The organism is Mycobacteroides sp. H003 (assembly GCF_001440135.1).
In the GTDB taxonomy this organism is placed as follows: domain Bacteria; phylum Actinomycetota; class Actinomycetes; order Mycobacteriales; family Mycobacteriaceae; genus Mycobacterium; species Mycobacterium gwanakae.
Genome location: NZ_LJYL01000008.1, coordinates 1 through 21,298, shown reverse-complemented (window position 1 = coordinate 21,298; position 21,298 = coordinate 1). Strand labels below are relative to the sequence as shown.

13 protein-coding genes and 7 pseudogenes are annotated in these 21,298 nt (G+C 63.3%); 13 read left to right on the top strand and 7 right to left on the bottom strand.

The annotated features are described in order from the left end of the window. Position 1: 1 nt before the first annotated feature. Positions 2-1,411 (top strand): annotated as a pseudogene (locus AOT87_RS00165) (IS1182 family transposase); the annotation flags it as partial. Positions 1,412-1,735: 324 nt separating this feature from the next. On the opposite strand, the gene AOT87_RS00160 reads toward AOT87_RS00165, so the two are convergent. From AOT87_RS00160 to AOT87_RS00130, 7 genes and pseudogenes are all read right to left on the bottom strand, one after another. Beyond that, complete coding sequence (locus AOT87_RS00160) at positions 1,736-2,689, bottom strand: SDR family NAD(P)-dependent oxidoreductase (protein ID WP_007168413.1); 954 nt, start codon at positions 2,687-2,689, stop codon at positions 1,736-1,738. Further along, on the bottom strand, positions 2,686-4,263 hold the full coding sequence (locus AOT87_RS00155; RefSeq protein ID WP_007168414.1) for an NAD(P)/FAD-dependent oxidoreductase: 1,578 nt from the start codon (positions 4,261-4,263) through the stop codon (positions 2,686-2,688). Before AOT87_RS00155 ends, AOT87_RS00160 begins: the two co-directional genes overlap by 4 nt. Positions 4,264-4,284: 21 nt before the next feature. Beyond that, positions 4,285-5,174: pseudogene (locus tag AOT87_RS28930) on the bottom strand (metal-dependent hydrolase). A 48-nt stretch (positions 5,175-5,222) separates the two neighbouring features. Continuing rightward, positions 5,223-5,876: a metal-dependent hydrolase gene (locus AOT87_RS00140; protein ID WP_230487606.1), complete on the bottom strand. Its 654-nt coding sequence runs from the start codon at positions 5,874-5,876 to the stop codon at positions 5,223-5,225. A 120-nt stretch (positions 5,877-5,996) separates the two neighbouring features. Further along, a complete protein-coding gene (locus tag AOT87_RS00135) occupies positions 5,997-7,298 on the bottom strand; it encodes an IS110 family transposase (RefSeq protein ID WP_109233510.1) in 1,302 nt (433 codons plus the stop codon). Positions 7,299-7,585: 287 nt separating this feature from the next. Beyond that, a pseudogene (locus AOT87_RS29555) lies at positions 7,586-7,816 on the bottom strand (metal-dependent hydrolase); the annotation flags it as partial. A gap of 445 nt (positions 7,817-8,261) precedes the next feature. After that, a pseudogene (locus AOT87_RS00130) lies at positions 8,262-8,861 on the bottom strand (helix-turn-helix domain-containing protein); the annotation flags it as partial. 97 nt (positions 8,862-8,958) lie between these two features. Between AOT87_RS00130 and AOT87_RS00125 the strand changes: the two are divergent. From AOT87_RS00125 to AOT87_RS27425, 12 genes and pseudogenes are all read left to right on the top strand, one after another. Continuing rightward, complete coding sequence (locus tag AOT87_RS00125; protein ID WP_007168421.1) at positions 8,959-9,810, top strand: CoA transferase; 852 nt, start codon at positions 8,959-8,961, stop codon at positions 9,808-9,810. Continuing rightward, positions 9,807-10,982, top strand: coding sequence for a thiolase family protein (locus tag AOT87_RS00120; protein ID WP_019732177.1), 1,176 nt, complete (start codon positions 9,807-9,809; stop codon positions 10,980-10,982). The genes AOT87_RS00125 and AOT87_RS00120 overlap by 4 nt, the downstream gene beginning before the upstream one ends. Before the next feature lie 9 nt (positions 10,983-10,991). After that, positions 10,992-12,668 carry a long-chain-fatty-acid--CoA ligase gene (locus AOT87_RS00115; protein WP_007168424.1) on the top strand — a complete coding sequence of 559 codons (1,677 nt, stop codon included), beginning with the start codon at positions 10,992-10,994 and terminating at the stop codon, positions 12,666-12,668. Next, complete coding sequence (locus AOT87_RS00110) at positions 12,665-13,441, top strand: enoyl-CoA hydratase-related protein (protein ID WP_007168425.1); 777 nt, start codon at positions 12,665-12,667, stop codon at positions 13,439-13,441. Before AOT87_RS00115 ends, AOT87_RS00110 begins: the two co-directional genes overlap by 4 nt. Before the next feature lie 7 nt (positions 13,442-13,448). After that, positions 13,449-14,597, top strand: coding sequence for an acyl-CoA dehydrogenase family protein (locus AOT87_RS00105; RefSeq protein WP_007168426.1), 1,149 nt, complete (start codon positions 13,449-13,451; stop codon positions 14,595-14,597). A 25-nt stretch (positions 14,598-14,622) separates the two neighbouring features. Further along, a complete protein-coding gene (locus AOT87_RS00100) occupies positions 14,623-15,381 on the top strand; it encodes an SDR family NAD(P)-dependent oxidoreductase (protein WP_007168427.1) in 759 nt (252 codons plus the stop codon). A gap of 422 nt (positions 15,382-15,803) precedes the next feature. Beyond that, positions 15,804-16,271: pseudogene (locus AOT87_RS29550) on the top strand (site-specific integrase); the annotation flags it as partial. Between the two features lie 97 nt (positions 16,272-16,368). Then, the gene (locus tag AOT87_RS00090; protein WP_046184758.1) at positions 16,369-17,721 is read left to right on the top strand and encodes an IS30 family transposase; all 1,353 of its coding nucleotides are present in this window, start codon (positions 16,369-16,371) and stop codon (positions 17,719-17,721) included. 7 nt (positions 17,722-17,728) lie between these two features. Beyond that, positions 17,729-18,319: pseudogene (locus AOT87_RS00085) on the top strand (site-specific integrase); the annotation flags it as partial. A 29-nt stretch (positions 18,320-18,348) separates the two neighbouring features. Next, positions 18,349-18,675 carry a helix-turn-helix transcriptional regulator gene (locus AOT87_RS00080; RefSeq protein WP_007168431.1) on the top strand — a complete coding sequence of 109 codons (327 nt, stop codon included), beginning with the start codon at positions 18,349-18,351 and terminating at the stop codon, positions 18,673-18,675. A gap of 140 nt (positions 18,676-18,815) precedes the next feature. After that, positions 18,816-19,943 carry an integrase gene (locus tag AOT87_RS00075; RefSeq protein ID WP_224112882.1) on the top strand — a complete coding sequence of 376 codons (1,128 nt, stop codon included), beginning with the start codon at positions 18,816-18,818 and terminating at the stop codon, positions 19,941-19,943. A gap of 21 nt (positions 19,944-19,964) precedes the next feature. Next, a pseudogene (locus AOT87_RS27425) lies at positions 19,965-21,067 on the top strand (IS256 family transposase); the annotation flags it as partial. Positions 21,068-21,298: the final 231 nt, after the last annotated feature.

Genomic DNA, 21,298 nt, shown 5'->3' with positions numbered 1-21,298 from the left:
GATGACGGCCCAGGATCAGCTGTTTGAGACCGAGTCCGCGCGGCCTCGCTCGTCATCGTCACCGGGCGAGGTTTCGGTGGACAAGACGTTTCGGGCCTATGACCAGGATCAGTCGTTTTTGATGCCGCCGTCGTTGCGGGATTGGTTGCCTGACGATCATCTGGCGTTGTTTGTGTCCGAGTTGGTCGATGAGGTGCTTGATCTGGCAGTGTTTTTCGCCTCCTACAGCGAGGCCCGGGGCTTTCCGCCGTATCACCCGCGGCTGATGCTCAAGCTGCTGCTCTACGGGTACACCAGCGGGGTTCGTTCATCTCGCAAGATCGAAGCCCGTTGCCATGACGATGTGGCGTTTCGGTACCTGGCCGCCAACACCGCACCGGACTTTCGCTCCATCGCCCGCTTTCGGCGCCGTCACCTCGCCGCGCTGGAAGCCCTGTTCCTGCAGGCGCTGACCCTGTGCCAGCAGGCGGGCATGGTCACGATGGGCCGGGTGGCCCTCGATGGCACCAAGGTCAAGGCCAATGCCTCCCGTCACAAGGCGATGAGCTATGACCGGATGTGCGAGGCGGAGCCGGCCCTGCAAACCCAGGTCGAGCAGATCATGCGGGAGGCCGAACGCGTCGATATCGACGAGGACCAGGCCCACGGCCCGGACAATCGTGGCGGTGACCTGCAGGGCGAATTGGCCCGCCGTGAGAGCCGGCTGGCCAAGATCCGCAAGGCCAAGGCCGACCTGGAACAACACGCCAAAGACCAGGCCGCGGACAAGGCCCGGGCAAGGGCGCAAAACGCCGGCCATGATGACGACGCGGCCGCGCGGGCCGCCGAGCAGGCAGCACAGTGCGCGACCGTCAAGCCCAAGGCGCAGCGCAACTTCACCGACCCTGACGCCCAGATCATGAAGACCGCCGACGGCAGCTTCCACTACTGTTACAACGCGCAGGCCGTCGTCGATGAAGAACATCAGGTGATCGTTGCGACCGACTTCGCCGAATCCGGCGCCGACAACCCCGCATTCGGCGAGCTGCTCGCCCAGACCATCACCAACACCGCGACCACACCGCGTCAGACGCTCGCCGACGCCGGCTACTTCAGTGAGAACAACATCGACGCCGCCCACAAGGCGGGCACCGATCCGCTGATCGCGACCGGCCGGCTCGCCCACGGCGAGCAGGTTCCCGACGCGCCACGGGGACGGACACCGAAAAATGCGACACCAAAGGCGCGGATGGCCCGCAAACTTCGCACCAAGAAGGGCAAGGCCGCATATTCGCGGCGCAAGGTGATCGTCGAGCCGGTGTTCGGGCAGATGAAGACCACCCAGGGGGCGAGTCGACTCCTGCTCCGCGGCCACCATCACGCCCGCGCCGAATGGCGCCTGCTCGCCGCCTGCCACAACCTGCGAACCCTCCTACTACAACATTGCAGCGCAGGCTGCGGCCGGCTGAAAGGGTCGTGCGCAGCGAGTTACGGCCACCGATCCGCCATCCCGCGGAATGCGGCCCGCCCGATCACACCACCAGGCCAACAAAACGCCGCCCGATGCCCTCCGTCCAGGACAAATCCACCTGCCGACCCGACAAATCCGTTACCGACCCACGCACCTAGCCGGGGGCAGCAGGAATCAAGATCACTACAAGTCAAGTCCCCACGGAATCAGGGGAACCCCTTCACCCGAGCTGCACGGCGTATTGACGGCAGAGCACCTACGATTGGCCGCTGATCAGCCCGCACCCTACTTTCCCGTGCTGGTGACCGGTGCCGCCGCCTCGGCTCCACCGGCGGCAAGCTCACCCTGGTCCGCAGCACCCACTGTCTTTGACAGGCGAGCACCCAGCCGCTGAAATGCGTCCACCGAGAATGGCTGCATCATACGGCGGTTGACACCAGGGGCGATACGGAGCATGAAATAGCCCAGCCAGGCCTCGGTGCGCACCGGCACGACCGCCAAATCAAACCGTACCGCACGTACGACGGCACGAGCTACGAGGTCCGAGCTCATCGGCGAGACCCTAAACTTCTCGCTAAATTCCTGGAGCTTCTTCGTGAACTGCTTTCCTTGTTCGATCAGGTTCTGATCGACGCCGACTACGATCGCGCGATCAGCGATGTTGGTGTTGATCACACCCGGGCACACGGCGCTGACGCCGATGCCTCTCGGTCCGAGTTCGAGCCGCAAGCACTCGGTCAGCATCTTCACGCCCGCCTTGGACACCGAGTACGGCGCCATCACCGGCGTGGGTGTGAACGCCGCCGCTGACGCGATGTTGACGATGTGGCCACCGCCGCGCTCAACCATCTGGGCGCCGAACACACGACATCCGTGGACGACACCCATTAGGTTCACACCGAGTTGGCGGTCCCAATCCGAGGGACTCAGCTGCAAAAAGTGGCCGCCCACCAAGATACCTGCGTTGTTGACCAATACATCGGTGTAACCGTGATCGGCTAACACATCGCGACCGAACACCGCCCAGGCGTCGGGGTCGGTGACGTCCAACTGCGCCGCCGACGCGCCGAGGCCGTAACCGCGGATCATCGCGGTGGTCGCTTGTGCCGCATCCAGATCGATGTCGGAGACCACGACGTGGGCGCCGAGCTTAGCGAACCTGATCGCTGTCGCCCGGCCAATGCCGCTTCCAGCCCCGGTGACCACCACCAGGCGCGGTCGCAATCGGTTGAACTTCACAGGCTCTCCTTCGTCATGGCCGCGGCTGCGTCCAGAACCGCAACGCCCCTGCTGTATCGGTAGACATCAAGGTTGTAATAGCGGTTCTGCCAGTACATTTCGCCGTGCGTCGACGGCCGAAACGGTGAATCGCCCTGGTTATTAATGTAGTAGGTGTTCGAACCCGCACACGCCGGAGTGAACAGGAAGTTATTCTGTTGGCGCTTCAGGCATTTCCGAAAATACTCGTCGTGGGCTTCCTGACGAATCTCGCAGACCGTTGCACCGCGGCGCTTCGCTTCGGCTATGGCGCGGCTCAGGTGAGCCGATGTCGCTTCGATCATCCACAAGTACGAGCCGAGCACGAATCCGTAGGGCCCGGTGATTGAGAACATGTTCGGAAATCCGGGAACCGAAACACCCTGGTACGACTGGTATCTCTGCTCACTCCAGAACCGCCCGAGATCGACGCCGCCCCGCCCGATGACGGGGAAGGGAGGCACCGCGCCCGCCTCCCACAGCTTGAACCCGGTCGCGCAGATCAACACGTCGATCTCGTGCTCCACGCCGTCCGCCGTCCGTACCCCCTTCTTGGTAATGCACTCGATCGCATCGGTGACCAGGCTGACGTCGTCGCGGTTGAAGGTACGCAAGTAGTCGTTTGACATCGACGGGCGCTTGCAGCCTAACCCGTAGCGTGGGATCAGCTTCTCCCGAACGACCGGGTCATCGATCTGGCGGCGCATCCAGCGGCGGGTAGGAACCTCAAGCATCCGGCGGCTCGCGTTCGTCAGCCACTGTGGACCGACCCACATCCCGGCCATGCCGACCTCGGTTGCGACGGTTCCCACCAGGCGGATACCCGAACGGATTCGCTTACGCCCCAGAACCCACCGGATGGCGGACGTGACCTCCTTGTCAGGTTTTGGGAACACCCATATCGGTGTTCGTTGGAAGACTGTCAAATGTTCGACTTCGTCGACAATGGCCGGGACGACCTGCAGCGCCGTTGCGCCAGTGCCGATGACCGCGACGCGCTTGCCCGCCAGCGCCACGTCATGGTCCCAGAGTGCGGTGTGCATGAGCACACCCCCGAACTCGTCGAGACCCGGGATATCAGGCATCTTCGGGCGTTCGAGGCCACCGACCGCCATGACTACATTTCGGCCGGTAATCTCCTGATCGGCGTCGGTAGTCAATCGCCATAGGCTATTGCGCTCATCGAGCACCGCCGAGGTGATCGTAGTGTTCAGCCGCAACTTTTGAGCTAGGCCGTACTTGTCCACAAGGTCGCTGGCGTAATCGCGAAGCTCGTAACCCGGAGCGAAGATCCGCGACCAATCACCACGCTGCTCGTAGGAAAAGCTGTAGACAAACGAGGGAATATCCACCGCCACACCCGGATAAGTGTTCGCATGCCAGGTGCCGCCCACCTGATCCCACTTGTCGACAATCACGAAGTCGTGAATGCCTCTGCGTTGCAAGGAGATACCAGCACCGATACCGCCGAATCCAGCGCCGACGATCACGACTTCATGGTCTGGAGTGACACGCTCGACAGTCGGTAACTGCTCGATGTCGATCGTTGTACTCAACTTGAACTCATGGCCTTCCTGCTACTTGAGATGACCGACAAGGGCACCGTCGTCGCCGAACAGCTCCTGCCGCCACTGCTGCACCAGCGCGGTCGTGTCGATGTCGTCGGGATGGAAGCCCGGCTTTAGGTACATGCGCAGATCGGCCATCAGCCCCTGCACCAACGGGTCCCGGAACACCGCACGCGTTTGACGCGCCACTTTGATCGGGCGCCATCCCCGCGGATCGGCCAAAATAGACAACAGCACCCCGATCGACACCACCGGGATCGTCAGGATGTACAGCACCGCCATCACCCCGATCCGGAGCCACTCCGGCCCATCGACGGCCCGGTAGACGTCGAACGCCACCGACTTATGTTCCAGCTCTTCCACCGCGTGCCAGTTGAGCAGGTTTCGCACCTCGGGATCGCCAGGAATCTTTTGTATCTCTTCGCCCAGCATGCGCTCAGCCAGTGTCGCGGTGTAGTGCTCGGCCGCCGCCGTGACCGCCAGGGGTACCCGCGCTGGCAGCAGGTTCTCAATTCGCACGATCAACCGGCTCCCGGCGGCTGTCATGCGGGAACATAAACAGCCGGACAATCGGGTAGCCCATCTCGATGAGCTTCTCGTTGAGCCGGCGGTGTTCCTGGCCGTGCACCGACTCCTGGCCAAATGAATCCGGCCACCCGCTTCATCAGTACCGGATCGGTCATCTGATCGGCAAAGCGCCGAACCGACCGGATAAACAACTCCTCACCTGGCGGAAACACGCCGGACAGCAACGCCACAAGGTGGCTGAACACGATATTGCCCTCAACGAAATGGTGGTCCATCGGCTCGGGATCGCCGAACCAAAACCGAATCCGCCGAGCCTTAGGATACGTACTCTCGGCTACTTTTTCGGCTGCTGTTCCGCTTTTCGCAGCCATTGCCTGACTAGCTACCATGGCAATCCCTTTTGTTGTGGATGTTCGCAATCACTTCAGGTAGCCGACGAGTTCTCCGTCGGTGCCGAAGAGTTCCTCTTGCCAGTGCTCCAACAACGCGTTCGTGTCGATGTCGTCAGGATGGAATCCCGGTCGCAGATATTTCGTAAGGTCTGGGATCAAACCCCGGAAGATGGGGCCACGGTACAGCCGATAGGCCTCCCGTATCACCCGTAGCGGCTGACGACGCCCATCCGGGTCGTGCGCCAGCGAGTAAACCAATGTGACGGCTATGAGGAGAAGCAGGGTCGGAATCATCACGGCCATCACACTCCTGCGCATCCGCTCCGTACCTCCCGCCACCGTGCGGAAGACATCGAATGCGACCGATTTGTGCTCAAGTTCCTCCACGGCATGCCAGTTCAGCACGTTCCACACCTGCAACTCGCCCGGAATCGCCTGGATTTCCTCTTCGCCCAGCGTGCGCTCAGCAAGTACGGCGGTGAAGTGTTCTGCAGCTGCTGTTACCGCCAGGGGTAGCCGCGCAGGCAGCCGCTCCTCCAGTCGCTTGACCCAGTCGTTAAACTTCTTCGAATCCCACCAAGCGATCGGGTAACCCATGTCGATGAGTTTCTCGTTCAGCAGGCGGTGTTGCTGTCCGTGGACCGATTCCTGGCCGATGAAGCCCGCCACCCGTTTCTTCAACGTGGGATCGGTGACCTGACCGGAAAATAGACCCAGGTGACCGGACGCGGCGGAGCCACCCGGCGCAGCCGGGTGTTCTTTCTCGCAGTTGTCGGGTTGTGTTGTGGGAGTTGGCCGGTGTCAGGCGACGGGTTCGAGGGTGACGCGATAGCCCAGGGCTGCGAGCTGCGCGACGTGGTTACGGGTCCGGCGTTCGGTGTTGATGCGGGTCGCGTGGTAGTCGGCACCGAGATCGTGGAAACGGGCCGTGGGGTCGTGCAGCAGGTTCCAGATGATGACCAGGATGGATCGGGCAACAGCGACGAGGGCCTTGAGCTTGCCGCGGCGTTTGACGATGCGCCGATAGCGTTCACCGAGGAAGGTGTTGGTCTTGGCAGCGGCTGTCGCGGCTTCGCCGAGAGCACCTTTCAGATATGGGTTGCCTTTGCCCGCCTTGCCCGAACGTTGCACCGGACCGGACTGGATGGTGCGTGGACACAGTTTTGCCCACGACACCAGGTGTCCGGCCGTGGGGAACCGGCTCATGTCGAGCCCGATCTCGGCGAGAATGATCTGCGCGTTCACCGGGCCGACGCCGGGAATCTCATCGAGTCGGTCGATCGTGGTCAACTCGCCGGCTTTGCGCGAAGCGGGGTTTGCTCCGCCGGTGGCGTCCCCACCGTTGACAGGTTCGGGCTCCATTGCAGCCAACAGTTGGTCGATGCGGGTGGTGAGCCTGCCGATCTTGGCGTCCAGCGCGTCGATCTGATCGAGCAGCATCTGGGCAAGTTCGGCGTGGTGATCGTCGAATCTGCCGGTCAGCGCCTCGACCAGAGCGGCTTGCTTGGGTCTCATCTTGCCGCGCGCCAGCCCGGCCAGCCGGCGCGGGTCCCGCTCGCCAGCGATCAGCGCCTTGAGCATGTCGCGCACCGACAGGGTGTCCAGAGTCGAGGCCACCGACGACACCTTGATCAGCGCGTCCTCGAGCAGCTTCTCGATCCGTTGCCAGTACCGGGAACGTTCGCGAGTCATATCGATCCGTAACCGGGTGTAGTCGCGTAACTCGCGGATCGGCGCCGGCGGCACGAAACTTGGCCGCAGCAGACCTTTCTCGGTGAGCTTGGCTAGCCAGACCGCGTCGAGTTTGTCGGTTTTGGGCCGACCGGGCACGTTCTTCACGTCGCGGGCGTTGACCAGCTGCACGTCGAGCCCGGCCGCCTCCAGCAGGTAGTACCAGATCCGCCAGTAATCCGACGTGGACTCCACAGTGACCTTCTCAATCCGCTCGTCAACGAGGTAGTCGGTCAACTCACCGACTGCGCCGGACGTGGCGGCCACGTCCCACACTTTGCTGACCCGCCTGCCCGCGCGGCTGCCCACACGCACGCACACCTTGCCCGAGGCCTTGGCTACATCGATCGCGCACACACGCTCGATCACCAACTCATGCTCGGTGTCAGCAATCTCCTCCGGCTGCTGCTGCTTCAACTCGCTTGCCCTCCATCAACATCGACGCTCTCAACAAGGCGGGCCGCCCGGGGGCCTCGGTTCAGGGAATCGAAATTCTGACCGGCGTGCTCGAAGCAACAGTGCGTGACCCTTCCAGGTCGGGCCCCGGCACCAGGCTCATCAACAGGCTCACAAAACCCAAGTTAACGTCGGCGTCGGCAGGCAACCCGACCCCCATTTTCACGCCTGCGAGGCGTCACCCGAAGGGAAACAGGGGGCTCATCTGAGAATCGACGCACCGACCGAATAAACAACTCCTCCCCTGACGGGAACGCACCCGATAGGTTCGCCACGAAGTGGCTGAACACGATGTCGTCGTTGACGAAGTACTTGCCGTGTGTGCCGCCGTCGCCGCCAAACGGAAAGCTTATCCGTCGGGTCCTCGGATAACGGGATCCAGCGCTCGCTGCGGTCACCGACTTTGCCTCTTGCCTTGCGTGGTCACTCGCCATGAATGCTAGCCCCTTCCTTGAACGTGTGACGTGTAGTTCCAGGTACCAATAGTACTAGGTGTTGGAACCACGCTACTGCGGATCCACGAGGTCGGCAAGCATCCGGCAAGCATCACGAAAAGTGCCCGCGAAACGCCCTCGGTGCATCACGTAAGAATGCCCGCGAAACGGTGATCCCCGCCAGGCATGGAGAGTGGGCTGTCGATGTCGTCTCGTGCCGAGATCACCGCGAAGTTCGCCAAGGCGTATGTGAAGGCGTCGAAGGCGAATAAGGGGCAGATTCTGGATCAGGTGGTGGAGGTCACCGGCTGGTCGCGTGACAATGCTCGGCGCCGGTTGACGGCCGCGGCCCGGCCGCCGGGAGCGGGCCGGCAGGTCGCCAAACGACCTCGCCGGCAGCGCAAGCCGAAGTATTCCTATGACGCGCTGAAGGTGCTGGGCCACTGGAGCGAACGGCGACGTGCAGTGTCGGTTTGTCGTCGTCTGACTCGTCTGGGCGGGAGACTTGATCCCACATGGTGTCGATCATCGGTTGCAGGAAGAGCTGTCCCAGCTGTCGGACCATGATGTCGATGATCTGGGTGGATCCGCTTCGCTCCGCATTTGCGATACCGGCGTCGCGGGCTTTGATGAGCTCCGTTCGGGTCAGCTCTGTCAATCGCTGGAGCAGTTGGCCTTTAGACCCTGCGGGGTCCAGTAGCGCGCGGCGCAGATAGTTGACGACGGCTGGGTTCGATTCGAGCATCTCCTTCACAGCCACGTCACGCGCCGTGGCGACTTGTCTTGGTGTTCCATCAACGGGGACCTGCGCGATCGTCTGCGCGAAGTAGTCGACGACGAGTTGTTCAACGGCGCGGCGGATTCCGTCCTTGGTCTTGAAGTGGTGGACAACCAGCCCGACCGTGACGCCGGCTCTCGAGGCGATATTTCGCATCGACGTGCGGTCCTCCCCGAACTCCGCGAACAGGTCCATCGCGGCGTTGCGAATGCGCGCCTTCGCGGTCAGGTCGTCTGCGCCTGCGCGTGGATCGGCGAACGGTCCCATGCGTCTCCTTCGTTCCGGGCAAGTGTACAGTGAACATCACTTCTTGTACAGATAGGAAGCTTCCTGTACAGTCGTACGGTATCAATTGAAGGACCACATGGTGCAGGGCAGTCTGAACGGCGTTCGCATCGTGTCGCTTGCGGTGAACATCCCGGGCCCGCTCGCGGCGGCACGGCTGGCGCGCTTCGGCGCGTCGGTAACAAAGGTGGAGCCCCCTACCGGAGATCCCTTGGCCGCGGTCGCGCCCGGCTGGTACGCAGAGCTCGCCAGCAAGCAGACGGTCTTGGTTCTGGACCTCAAGGACGCCGGCGACCGCGCCAAGCTGGACGTCGAGCTGACTTCCGCCGATGTGTTGCTCACCGCCATGCGCCCTTCGGCGCTACGCAGGCTCGGGCTCGACGACGCGCATGTCAGGTATCCGGGGCTCTGTCACGTCGAAATCGTGGGCTACGACGGTGACCTCGAGGAGCGTCCTGGCCACGACCTGACCTATCAGGCCACGCACGGCACCCTGCAGCCCCCGTTGATGCCGGCGGTTCCGGTCGTGGACCTCCTGGGTGCCGAACGTGCCGTGTCCGGGGCCCTGTTGGCGCTGCTTGATAGGCCGAATTCCGGTGCCGGCCAACACGTCCGGATCGTACTGGCGGACGCCGCAGCCGACGCCGGCGCAGCCGTGCGGTACGGCGTCGCAGGGCCCGGCGACCCGCTCGGTGGCGCGACTCCGACCTACGGGATCTACGCCAGTGCCGACGGCTATATCGCCCTGGGCGCAATCGAACCGCATTTCCAGAAGCGGACCCTCGAGGTCCTGGGCGCAGCAGATACCCACGAGGATCTCGCACGAGTCTTTGCCGGACAAAGCACGCGCCACTGGGAAGAAGTCGCCGAGACGGTTGACATCCCCATCGTTGGAATTCGTACACCGGAACAAGGAGGAGTGGAACATTGAACGCGCGCGAAGCAGTGATTGTCGGGGCGGTGCGCACGCCGGTGGGTAAACGAGGTGGCGCTTTGAGCCGGTGGCATCCGGCCGACTTGCTCGGTCACACCTTGCGAAACCTGGTGGAGCGCAGTGCGATCGATGCCAAAGACATCGATGACGTCATCGTCGGCTGTGCGATGCAGCATGAGCACCAGTCCGGAAATATCGGGCGGCACGCGGTGCTGGCTGCGGGTCTACCCGAATCGGTGCCGGCGGTCACCATTGATCGCCAATGCGGGTCCGGTCAGCAGGCGGTCAACTTCGCTGCATTCGGCGTCACCGCGGGCATCTACGAGCTGGCGATTGGGTGCGGTGTGGAGTCGATGTCGCAGGTGCCGATGCCTGCGTCGTTCATGCCGGGCGCGCCGCTCGGTCCGCAGTACTCGCCCGTGGAGTTGGCCCGCTACGACGACAACTTGGTGGCGCAAGGGGCGGCGTCGGAGTTGCTGAACTCCAAGTTCGGTATTTCTCGCGAGGAACTCGACGAATTCAGTATCCGAAGCCATGAGCGAGCATTCGCCGCGACCCGGGCGAAAAAGTTTCGCGCGCAGTTGGTGCCGATCACCGTCGATCCGCTGGATCCGTCGGCGGCGCCCGTCAGTGCCGACGAAGGAATCCGTGAGCAGTTGGATCCGGCGAAGATCGCGTCGCTGGAGCCTGTTTTCGCGGCCGACGGCCGCACAACCGCGGCCAATTCTTCCCAGATCAGCGACGGGGCAGCGGCGTTGCTGATCGCCGAGCGTGGCTACGCAGAACGCAGCGGGCTGGTTTCGCGGGCGCGGTTCCTGGCGATGACGGTCGCCGCGGCGGACCCGGTACTGCAGTTCACCGCGGTACTGGACGCCACCCACAGGGCGCTCGAGCGCGCCAACCTGAGTGTCAGCGACATCGACTTGTTCGAGGTCAACGAGGCCTTCGCCGGGGTGCCGCTGATGGTGCAACGCGAGTTCGGCATTCCCGATGACAAGCTCAACGTCAACGGAGGCTCGGTCGCAATCGGGCATCCGCTCGGGTCGACCGGGGCCCGCATGCTCACCGATCTGCTGTGCGAACTCGAGCGCACCGGACAGCGCTACGGCCTGCAGACCATCTGCGAGGCCGGCGGAACCGCCAACACCACCATCATCGAACGAATCTAAGGCACAGACATGGTCAGGGAAATCGTGAAGGGCGTGCCGTCGACGCACGGCGACCACTACCAGCTCAACACCACCAACCTGATCAGACATGCGGCGCGCACCTATCCCGAGCAAGAGGTCGTCTACCGCACCACGGAGGGCGACTGGCAGCGGTACACCTACGCAGACTTGTACGTTCGGGTCAAGCGGGCGGCGAACGCGCTCAGAGGAATAGGGATCGGCCCGGCCGACACAGTCGGAGTGCTCGACTGGAACAGCAAGCGGCACTTTGAGCTCAGCTGGGCCATTCCCGGCATCGCCGCGGTGATGCTGCAGATGAATCTGCGGCTGGCCACCGAAGACCTGAGCTACGTCACTGACCACGCCGAGGCGCAATGGATCCTGGTCGACGAGACACTCCTTCCGGTCGCCGAGGCGTTGGCTCCACACGTGCCGAAGGTCAAGGGCTGGATCGTAATGTCGGATAAGCCGCTCACCGAGATCGACACCACGCTGGAAAACGTCTTTCACCTCGAGGACCTGATGGCCGAGTCCGACACCGAGATCGACTGGCGGGTCATCGACGAAACCTCTGCTTACAGCGCGTGTTACACATCGGGAACGACGGGTCGGCCGAAGGGCGTCTACTACTCGCATCGTGGCAGCTACCTACACGCGATGGCGATGGCAGCAGCGATCAATCTCCGTCGCGAGGACACCGCGATGCTCATCACCCCGATGTTTCACGGCCAGTCGTGGGGGCTTCCGCACACCGCGATGTGGACCGCGGCGAAGGTGATCCTACCCGGCCGCTACCTGGCCGAGAACACGCAAATGCTCGTCGACGTGATGATCGCGGAGAATGTGACCGTCGCGAACGGCGCACCGGCGATTTTCCAGCCGATGCTGGACTACATCAAGACCCTTGCTGTGAAGCCAGATTTCAGCAGGACGAGACTGCTGTCCGGTGCGACCGAGCCGGCGAAGTCGCTGATGCGCGATTTCCACGAGCTCACCGGCGCCGATTTTGTGCAGGGCTACGGTGCGACCGAGACGACGCCGCTGATCACGATGAACATGGGCATCAAACCGTCCCTGCAGGGCACGATCACCGACGACGAGAAATGGGATTTCAAGCGTTTTCAAGGGCTGCCCGCTTCCGGTATCGACATCCGGATCGTCGACGACAACGGCAATGACCTGCCGCACGACGGTAAGAGTGTCGGCGAGGTACTGATGCGTGGGCCCTGGGTCATCGAGCGATACCACCAGCTCGACGACGACGACAACGCCGACCGCTTCCTCGACGGTTACTGGCGCAGCGGCGATGTCGGCACAATCTACCCGAACGGGTATCTCAAGCTCACCGACCGCCTCAAGGACGTAGTCAAGAGCGGCGGTGAATGGATTTCCTCTATCGATATGGAGAACGCCATCGTCGGACATCCGCTGGTGAAGGAGGCCGCGGTTGTGGGGATCAGCCATCCGAAGTGGCAGGAACGTCCGCTGGCCATCGTCGTGCCCGTCGAAGGTGGCGTGCTGACCCGCGATGACATCGTCGGTTGTCTGCAGGGGCAGTTCGCCAAGTGGCAGATGCCCGACGCGGTTCTCTTCGTCGAGGCGTTGCCGCGCACCAGTGTCGGCAAATTGGACAAGAAGATCCTGCGGGCCGAACACGCCGACGTTTACCGGGATGCGGTCACGTGAACAAACAAATTTTGCGATCGACTCGCGACGGTGCGGTGGCCCTGCTGGAGATCAATCGCCCGAAGTCGAAGAACAGCCTCAACGACGAGCTGTTGGGCGCGATGGGGGCCGAGCTGGCGGCGTTGCGGTCCGACACGGCCGTGTTGGCCGTGGTCATCGCGGGCGCCCACGGCATGTTCTGCGCCGGCGCCGACATCACGGCGTTCGACGAGATCCGGGCCCGGCCACTGGTCACCGGAGAGTCCAATGAGAGCTTCTGGTCGATACTGGCTGCGTTTCCGAAGCCGGTCATCGCCGCGGTCGAGACATACGCACTCGGGGGCGGCTGTGAGCTGGCGTTGGCCTGCGACATTGTCATCGCCGGCGAGTCGGGCCAATTCGGACTTCCCGAGGTGAAGATCGGCGCAATCCCTGGCGCTGGCGGAACTCAACGCCTCATTCGGGCGATCGGCAAATCCAAGGCTATGGCAATGCTTTTGACGGGCGATTCCATCAAGGCCCAGGAGGCGTGCGATGCAGGGTTGGTAGCCGAAGTCGTCGCCGACGGCGAGGCCGTGCCACGGGCGCTGGCGATGGCGCAACGGATCGCGACGAACTCCCCGCTAGCGGTGGCGCTGGCCAAGGATGCCGCTGTGCACGCGTTTCAGACATCACTGACGCAGGGACTCGAACACGAGAAACGGAATTTCTACGTGGCGGTGCATTCCGCCGACAGTCACGAGGGCCAGGCGGCATTCCTCGCCAAGCGCGCGCCCCAGTTCACCGGAAAGTAGGTAAAGCATGCCCGGACTCTTATTCCCGGACTACGTCGTTCCGTGGGAGACCGAGGATCAAAAACTCCTGCGCAAGCACGCCGCCGAGTTCTTCCGCAAGGAAGCGACTCCCAACCAAGCCAGGTGGGCGAAACAGCAGAAGGTGGACCGAGAATTTTGGAACAAAGCCGGCGCTGCCGGGCTTTTGGGCCTCGACCTGCCCGAGCAATACGGCGGTGGTGGCGGCAGTTTCGGTCACGAGGCGGTGGTGATGCAGGAGCGCGCCTACGCGCACGACACCGCGTTCGGTTTCTCCGTGCATTCGACGCTGGCTTCCCACTACATCGCCGAGTATGCCTCCGAGGAGCAGAAGAAGCGCTGGATCCCGAAGATGGTCAGCGGGGAGATGGTGATCGCCGTCGCGATGACCGAACCGGGCACCGGGTCAGACCTGCAGTCGATTCGCACCACCGCGGTTCGCGACGGCGACGAGTACGTCATCAACGGCTCGAAGACCTTCATCTCCAACGGTTCCCACTGCGACCTGGTGGTGATCGTGGCCAAAACTGAGTCCGGACTGTCGCTGATGGTGGCCGAAACCGAAGGGCTGGCGGGTTTCCAGCGCGGCCGGGTTCTGGAGAAGGTCGGCCAGCACGGCCAGGACACCCGGGAGCTTGCGTTCACCGACATGCGGGTGCCGGCCGCAAACCTGCTCGGCGGCGTTGAGGGCAAGGGCTTCGCCCAGTTGATGGAGCAACTTCCGCGCGAGCGGTTGACCATCGGGGTCGAGGCGATCGCGATGGCGGAGGCGGCGGTAGTAGAGACGATCCGTTATGTCAAGGAGCGCACCGCGTTCGGCAAGCCCCTCCTCGCCTTCCAGAACACCAAGTTCGTGCTGGCCGAATGCAAGGCGGAGGTGCTGGCCGGCAAGGCGCTGATCGACTACTGCACCGGCCGGTACCTCGACGGAAAACTCGATGCCGCAACCGCATCGATAGCCAAGATGTGGGGATCTGACAAACAAGTAGAGGTCACTGACAAGTGCCTGCAGCTTTTCGGTGGATACGGCTACATGATGGAATACCCGATCGCGCAGATGTATGCGGCGGCTCGGGTGCAGAAGATCTACGGCGGCACCAACGAGATCATGAAGGTGCTGATCGCGCGAAGCCTGTAGACAGACACACAAAAGGAGCAGCCGAATGGACATCGCAGCTAGCAGCGCGGTCGTCACCGGTGGCGCGTCCGGGCTCGGTTTGGCGACGGTGGAGACGCTGGCGCGGTCCGGAGCGCGGGTGGTCGCCGTCGACCTGCCCAATGCAAACACGGACGCGCTAAGCCTCCTCGGCGACACCGTCCGGTTCGCGCCCGCCGACGTCACCGACGAGGATGCAGTGACCAGGGCCATCGAGATCGCCAACGCGGACAAGACATTGCGTATCATCGTCAACTGCGCCGGCGTCAGCGATGGCACCAAGACCGTCAGCAAGAAGGGCCCTTTCCCGCTCGACGCGTTCGAGAAAGTAATCAAGATCAACCTGATCGGGACCTTCAACGTCGTGCGCCTGGGCGCATACGCAATGTCGCAGAACGACCCCGTCGGCGGCGAGCGTGGCGTGATCGTCAACACTTCCTCCGGCGCGGCCTTCGACGGCCAGATCGGGCAGGCGGCCTACTCCGCTTCCAAGGGAGGTGTGATGGCGGCGACGCTGCCGATCGCGCGTGATCTGTCGTCGTACTTGATCCGGGTCAACACGATCGCTCCGGGGCTGTTCGAAACCCCGCTTCTCAACTCACTTCCAGAGGCTGCGCTAACCGCTCTCAAGGCGCTGACGTTGCACCCAAACCGACTCGGTGATCCTGCCGAGTACGCACACCTGGTCGTAGCCATCGTTGAGAATCCGATGCTCAACGGCGAGACGATCCGTCTCGATGGCGCAGTACGGATGCCTCCGAGGTGATGTCCGGCCGTCAGAGTTGCTGATTGGATCCCACAACTCCAGGAGAGAATCAACGTGCAGGACAGTGTCCGCGTCGTCGTCGACCATGTGAACGAACACGGAAAATCGCGGCTGAGCGAGCGGCGGGTGGTGGCATCGGTGGGCCAGGCACTGCGTTGCAAGATGCGCAACGAGCGTGAACGCAGTTTCGTCTTCGTCACTCCGAGTCGGAGTCGGAGAGAGAGAGGCTTAGTCACGTTAGCCAACAGTCGACGAGTTCCTGAGCCCACGGGTATCGCCCGTTAGCCCTTTCAACGCCTGGAACAGCCGTTGTTGGCGTGTCCCTCCATCAAAACTCTCTGATGAACCGGCATCATTCTTGCTGACTGAATAGTTGATCAGATGATGTTTCTTCACTTTAGGTGAAGTCGAGGAGGCGTGGGTTGGCTCTGGCTGTGGTCCGCGATCTGCGGGAACATCGAGTACCGGCGAGCGAGGAGGAGCTTGCCGACTTCGAGACCGATGTGTTGGCCGGGTTCGTGCTGGCACGGGCGTCGGCCGGATTGGTCGACAGCACGATCCGCAACGACATCAACCACCTCGAGCTGATCCACGACTGGTTCGGCCGGCCGCTGTGGGAGATGCGGCCCGCCGATGTCGACGTCTATTTCGGCAAGGTGCTGCGCGACGCCAACCCCTCGACTCGCACCGGGCGGGCGGCGGCACTGACCGTGTACTTCCAGTTCTTGGAGCTTCGGCACAAGATCGACCTGCACAACATGACAGGTCGGGTCGTCGAGTGCCCGCTGGACGAGATCAACCGGCCGCGAGCCTCGGTCGATCCGCAGCTGCGTATCCCTCCGACCGCCGACGAGGTGGAGCAGCTGTTCGCCGGGTGGCGCCAGGAACTGGCTGGATTCAATCGGTCGTTGCAACACCTCGATTCCTCGGAGGTGTGTGGTGGCGTATGGGAAGCGGCAGTTGGAGGTTCGTGCGTATCGGGGGCAGATGCCCTCCCCGGGGCGGCCGTCGGTGGCCTGGCGGCAGGACAGGGTCCGGTTCTGGGCGGGGATCGCTGCCGGAGCGATGACCGAGGACGCCGCTACCGAAGCGGGCGTGTCTTCGCCGGTCGGGTTCCGCTGGTTCCGCCATGCTGGCGGCGTGAATCCACGCTTGCCAGAAACTGTTTCGGGCTGCTACCTATCCTCGAATGAGCGCGAAGACATCGCTTTATGGCGTGCCCATGGTGCCGGAGTGCGCGAGATAGCCAGGAGGCTGCGCAGGGCGCCGTCGACCATCTCGCGTGAGCTGCGCCGTAACGCCTCGACGCGCACGTATCGGCTCGACTACAAGGCCTCGGTCGCGCAGTGGCATGCCGAAAGGCGGGCGAGGCGCCCGAAGACGGCCAAGCTGGTCGGCAACGACCGGCTGCGCCAGTACGTCCAGGACAAGCTCTCCGGTGTCGTTCGTGGCGCTTACGGGCAGATCATGGCTGGTCCGGCCGCGACGCCGTGGAAGGGACGCAACAAGCCGCACCGAGGGGATCGGGCCTGGGTGACAGCATGGAGTCCTGAGCAGATCGCCCATCGGATCAAGCTTGACTTCCCTGATGATGAATCCATGCGGATCAGCCACGAGGCCATCTACCAAGCGCTCTACGTGCAAAGCCGCGGTGCGCTCAAGCGGGACTTAATCACCTGCCTGCGCCGGGGTCGGGCATTGCGGGTGCCGCGGGCACGGTCTCGGCAGAAAGCGTGGGCGCACGTCACGCCGGAGACGTTGATCAGCGCTCGGCCGCCGGAGGTCGCTGATCGCGCGGTCCCGGGACACTGGGAGGGAGATCTGCTGATCGGGTTGCAGCGCAGCGCGATCGGCACGCTGGTCGAGCGCAGCAGTCGGTTCACGATGTTGATCCATCTTCCGCGGGAGGCCGGATACGGGCTGATTCCGCGGACCAAGAACGGGCCGGCTCTGGCCGGCTACGGCGCCCTCACGATGGCCAACGCCCTAGCGCAGACGATCACCTCGCTGCCCGAGGAACTGCGCCGGTCGCTGACCTGGGACCGGGGAAAGGAACTGTCGGCGCATGCCCAGTTCTCGATCGCCTCCGGGGTCAAGGTGTACTTCGCCGACCCGAAGAGTCCGTGGCAGCGTGGCACGAATGAGAACACCAATGGCCTGTTGCGCCAATGCTTTCCGAAGGGCACCGACCTATCCCGGTGGAACGCCGACGACATCGCGGCGATCGCTCACACCCTCAACACCCGACCACGCAAGACCCTCGGATGGCGCACCCCGGCCGAAGCGTTCAACGAACACCTACACTCACTTCAGCAAGCCGGTGTTGCAACGACCGATTGAATCCAGCCTGGTCACCTGCCGCAAGTTCGCCCCGGCCGCCCGCAACTACGCGGTCGCCCGGCTGGCGGCCGACGTGGGACTGCGCATCAACGAGGCGCGGATGCTCGACCTCGACGATGTGCGGTGGGAGCTGGGGCGGTTCGGCAAGCTGAACGTCCGTCACGGCAAGGGATCACGCCGCAAAGGCCCCAAACCGCGACTGGTGCCGCTGATCAACGGCGCCGACCGCAGCCTGAGATGGTTCATCGAAGACGTGCTTGGACTGTTCGATATCGACCCGAATAGCCATGCCGCGCCACTGTTTCCGTCCGAACGCAAGAACATCGACGGGACGTGCATGCGCGCGACAGCTGACGTCTATCGCCGATCGTTGGCGGAGGCGGCGGACCGGCATCTGCCTGCGTGGTCGGGGAAGCTGACCCCGCATGTGCTGCGGCACTTCTGCGCGTCCCAGCTTTACCTCGGCGGAATGAACCTGTTCGCCATCCAGGAATTATGTGGTCACGCCTGGACGGCCACGACGGCTCGATATATCCACGTCCACGCCACCCACGTCGAAGATGCCTGGGTCACAGCACAACGTAACAACACGAAGTAACTGCACCTACGAACTTAAGGATTGGCTCAATGAAGTGGAATCTACGCCTGACCGCGGCCAACCGCGGCATTTGGAAGGCCAGCGAACTCCAACGGATGCTGGCCGAGCGCGGCCTGGTGATCAGCGCCGGCAAGATGTCGGGCTTGTGGTCGGGCAACCCCAACGCCATCAAGCTCCACGATCTCGATGTATTCTGCGCCGTGCTCGACTGCGCCATCGACGAACTGCTGATCCCCGAGCCCGAAACCGTGGCCGCACCCACGCCGAAGGGTAGCGAGGAGGCCGCCGCTGCGGCCGGTGAGGCACGTCCCGTCACCCCGCGCGCTCGGACGGGAAGGTCGCTGCCGCCGCGATGAATTGCCTGCAATGCGGAGCCGAACTGCCAGCCAACGGTCGCCGCGACCAAAAATACTGCGGCAGAAGCTGTTCAAAAAAAGCGCACTACTATCGCGGAAAGGCGGGACTGCCTGCTCGCCCGCCCCGGCGGCATCCAGCCTTGGAATCCGACGACCCCGTGCTCGTGGCCGCTGCGGTATACGCCCGGGAACGCGCTGCCGCCCACGATTGGTGCGGTGAGACCACAAACCGATGCCTCGACGCCCTGGTCACCCTTCTGGCCGGTCGGCCCCCCGGTGATCGCGTGCCGCTCAAAGAGGTTCGAACACGGCCGCATCGGCTCGCGTCCCGTCGCAGGCTTGTCGAAATCCTCTCCCACTTCGACCTGCTGACAGACGACACCGAACCTCCGATCCGTGCCTGGATCGACCGCGTCACCGCGGAACTTCCGCCAGGGTTCGCCGAGCCGTCGCACCACTGGCTCCTTACCCTGTTGGTCGGCGGCGCACGTGCTCGCCCACGATCGCCCAGGACCCTCTACAGCTACTTCGGCGCGGTCAGGCCCCTTCTCGCGCACTGGTCCACCTCCTACGACCATCTCAGGGAGGTCACCAGGGCCGACGTCGACGCGACGCTGCGGCCGTTTCAGGGAAACCAGTGCCACAATCTGATCAAGGCGCTGCGGTCGCTGTTCCGGCACGCCAAGAAGAATGGTCTGGTCTTCAGCAACCCAACAGCGGGTTTGAAGAGCCAACCAGTAGACCAAGACCTCGTGCCCATCACCGATGATGAGGTGCGCTCGATCGAACAGCTCGCGAGCGAACCGCGTGCACGCCTAGTTGTGGCATTGAGCGTCGAACATGCCTGCCGCACAAGCGTTATACGCAAACTGGTGCTCGACGACATTGACCTGCCGAACCGGCGGATCACCCTTGCTGGACAACCAACGGCTCGGCGAGCTCACCCACAGAGCGCTGATCACATGGCTCGACCACCGCCGGGACAGATGGCCCCACACTCCGAACCGGCACGTTCTACTCACGACGAAAACTGCATTGCGCACAACGCCGGTGAGTCAAACATCGGTGAAACAATCGTTGAGCGACAATGGGTTCACGATCGAACGCATCCGTGCCGACCGAATCCTTCACGAAGCGCTGACCGCAGGCCCCGACCTGCTGCATCTGTCTCTCTCGTTTTCGGCATCTCCCACAACACCGCGCGGCGCTACACCACCGCGAGGGAGTATCCGAAATTCGGTGTAAGTGGCCCGACACGCCGGGTGTGAGCCTGGCGGGGAAGGTCCACGATGACCGAAACGATGAGGGCTGTGACAGCAACAGCCGATGTCCACGATGATGAAGTGATGGTCAGCTCTCCGACACCGGAGGAGCTGGCGACGGCCCGCGAGCTGGTGCGGGCGGCCCAGGCCCGCGGGGTGTCGTTCGCCGATACCGCTGACGGGGTGCTTAAGGCGCTGACCAAGACGGTGGTCGAGACCGCGCTGGAAGAGGAGCTCGCCGATCACCTCGGCTATGACAAGCACGATCCGGCCGGGCGGGGGGCGCCGAATTCACGCAACGGCACCCGCACCAAAACCGTGTTGACCGACACGGTCGGACCGGTCGAGATCGCCGTGCCCCGCGACCGCGGCGGCAGCTTCGAGCCCCAGATCGTCAAGAAAGCATCAACACCGGTTGACCCGGGTCGATGAGATCGTGTTGTCGTTGTATGCCAAGGGATTGACCACCGGGGAGATCGCCGCCCACTTCGACGAGCTCTACGACGCCAAGATCTCCCCGGACACCATCAGCAGGATCACCGACAAGGTCCTGGCCGACATGGCGGAGTGGACCGCGCGGCCGCTCCGTCTACGCCGCAATCTTCATCGACGCGCTGAGCGTGAAAGTGCGCGACGGTCAGGTCGCCAACCGACCGTTCTACGCCGCGATCGGGGTCGATCTGGCCGGGCACAAGGACGTGCTCGGACTGTGGGCCGGCGACGGCGCCGGGGAATCAGCCAAGTTCTGGTTCGCCGTATTGACCGACCTGCGCAACAGAGGCGTCACCGACACGTTCTTCTTGATCTGCGACGGACTTAAGGGGCTGCCCGACGTTGTCGGTGAGGTGTGGCCGGCCACCATCGTGCAGGCCTGCACCGTGCATCTGATCCGCAACAGCTTCCGCTACGTACCGCGCCAGCACTGGGACGCCCTGCGCCGCGATCTCAAACCGATCTACACCGCCCCGACAGCGGCGGCCGCAGAAGCGGCGCTCGAGGCGCTCGCCGACCGCTGGGGCAGCCGATATCCGGCCCTGATCCGACTGTGGCAGTCGTGTTGGAATGAGTTCATCCCGTTCCTGGATTACGACACCGAGATTCGGCGGGTTCTGTGTAGCACCAACGCAATTGTTATCTGGAGTCCTCCGGGCGGTGTCCTTGATGTCCGACACGAGGCGTTCAGATCCCAGGTTCTGCGTGGTGGACGTGATTATCTGCAGTCGTCCAGGAGGCAAGAACCTGCGGAGGGACGATGCAGATTGCGGTCAAGTCCAGGGACGTGGTGTACGACGTCGTCGTGTGATTCTTCGACTTGGTGGTTTAGGCGGTCAGTGCCGCCGGGGTGTCCTCCTGTTCTGTTG

Coding starts and splice junctions, on each gene's coding strand:
- AOT87_RS00100 (WP_007168427.1), top strand. CDS start 14,623: ATGGACATCGCAGCTAGCAGCGCGGTCGTCACCGGTGGCGCGTCCGGG.
- AOT87_RS00090 (WP_046184758.1), top strand. CDS start 16,369: ATGCCCTCCCCGGGGCGGCCGTCGGTGGCCTGGCGGCAGGACAGGGTC.
- AOT87_RS00125 (WP_007168421.1), top strand. CDS start 8,959: ATGGTGCAGGGCAGTCTGAACGGCGTTCGCATCGTGTCGCTTGCGGTG.
- AOT87_RS00080 (WP_007168431.1), top strand. CDS start 18,349: ATGAAGTGGAATCTACGCCTGACCGCGGCCAACCGCGGCATTTGGAAG.
- AOT87_RS00105 (WP_007168426.1), top strand. CDS start 13,449: ATGCCCGGACTCTTATTCCCGGACTACGTCGTTCCGTGGGAGACCGAG.
- AOT87_RS00115 (WP_007168424.1), top strand. CDS start 10,992: ATGGTCAGGGAAATCGTGAAGGGCGTGCCGTCGACGCACGGCGACCAC.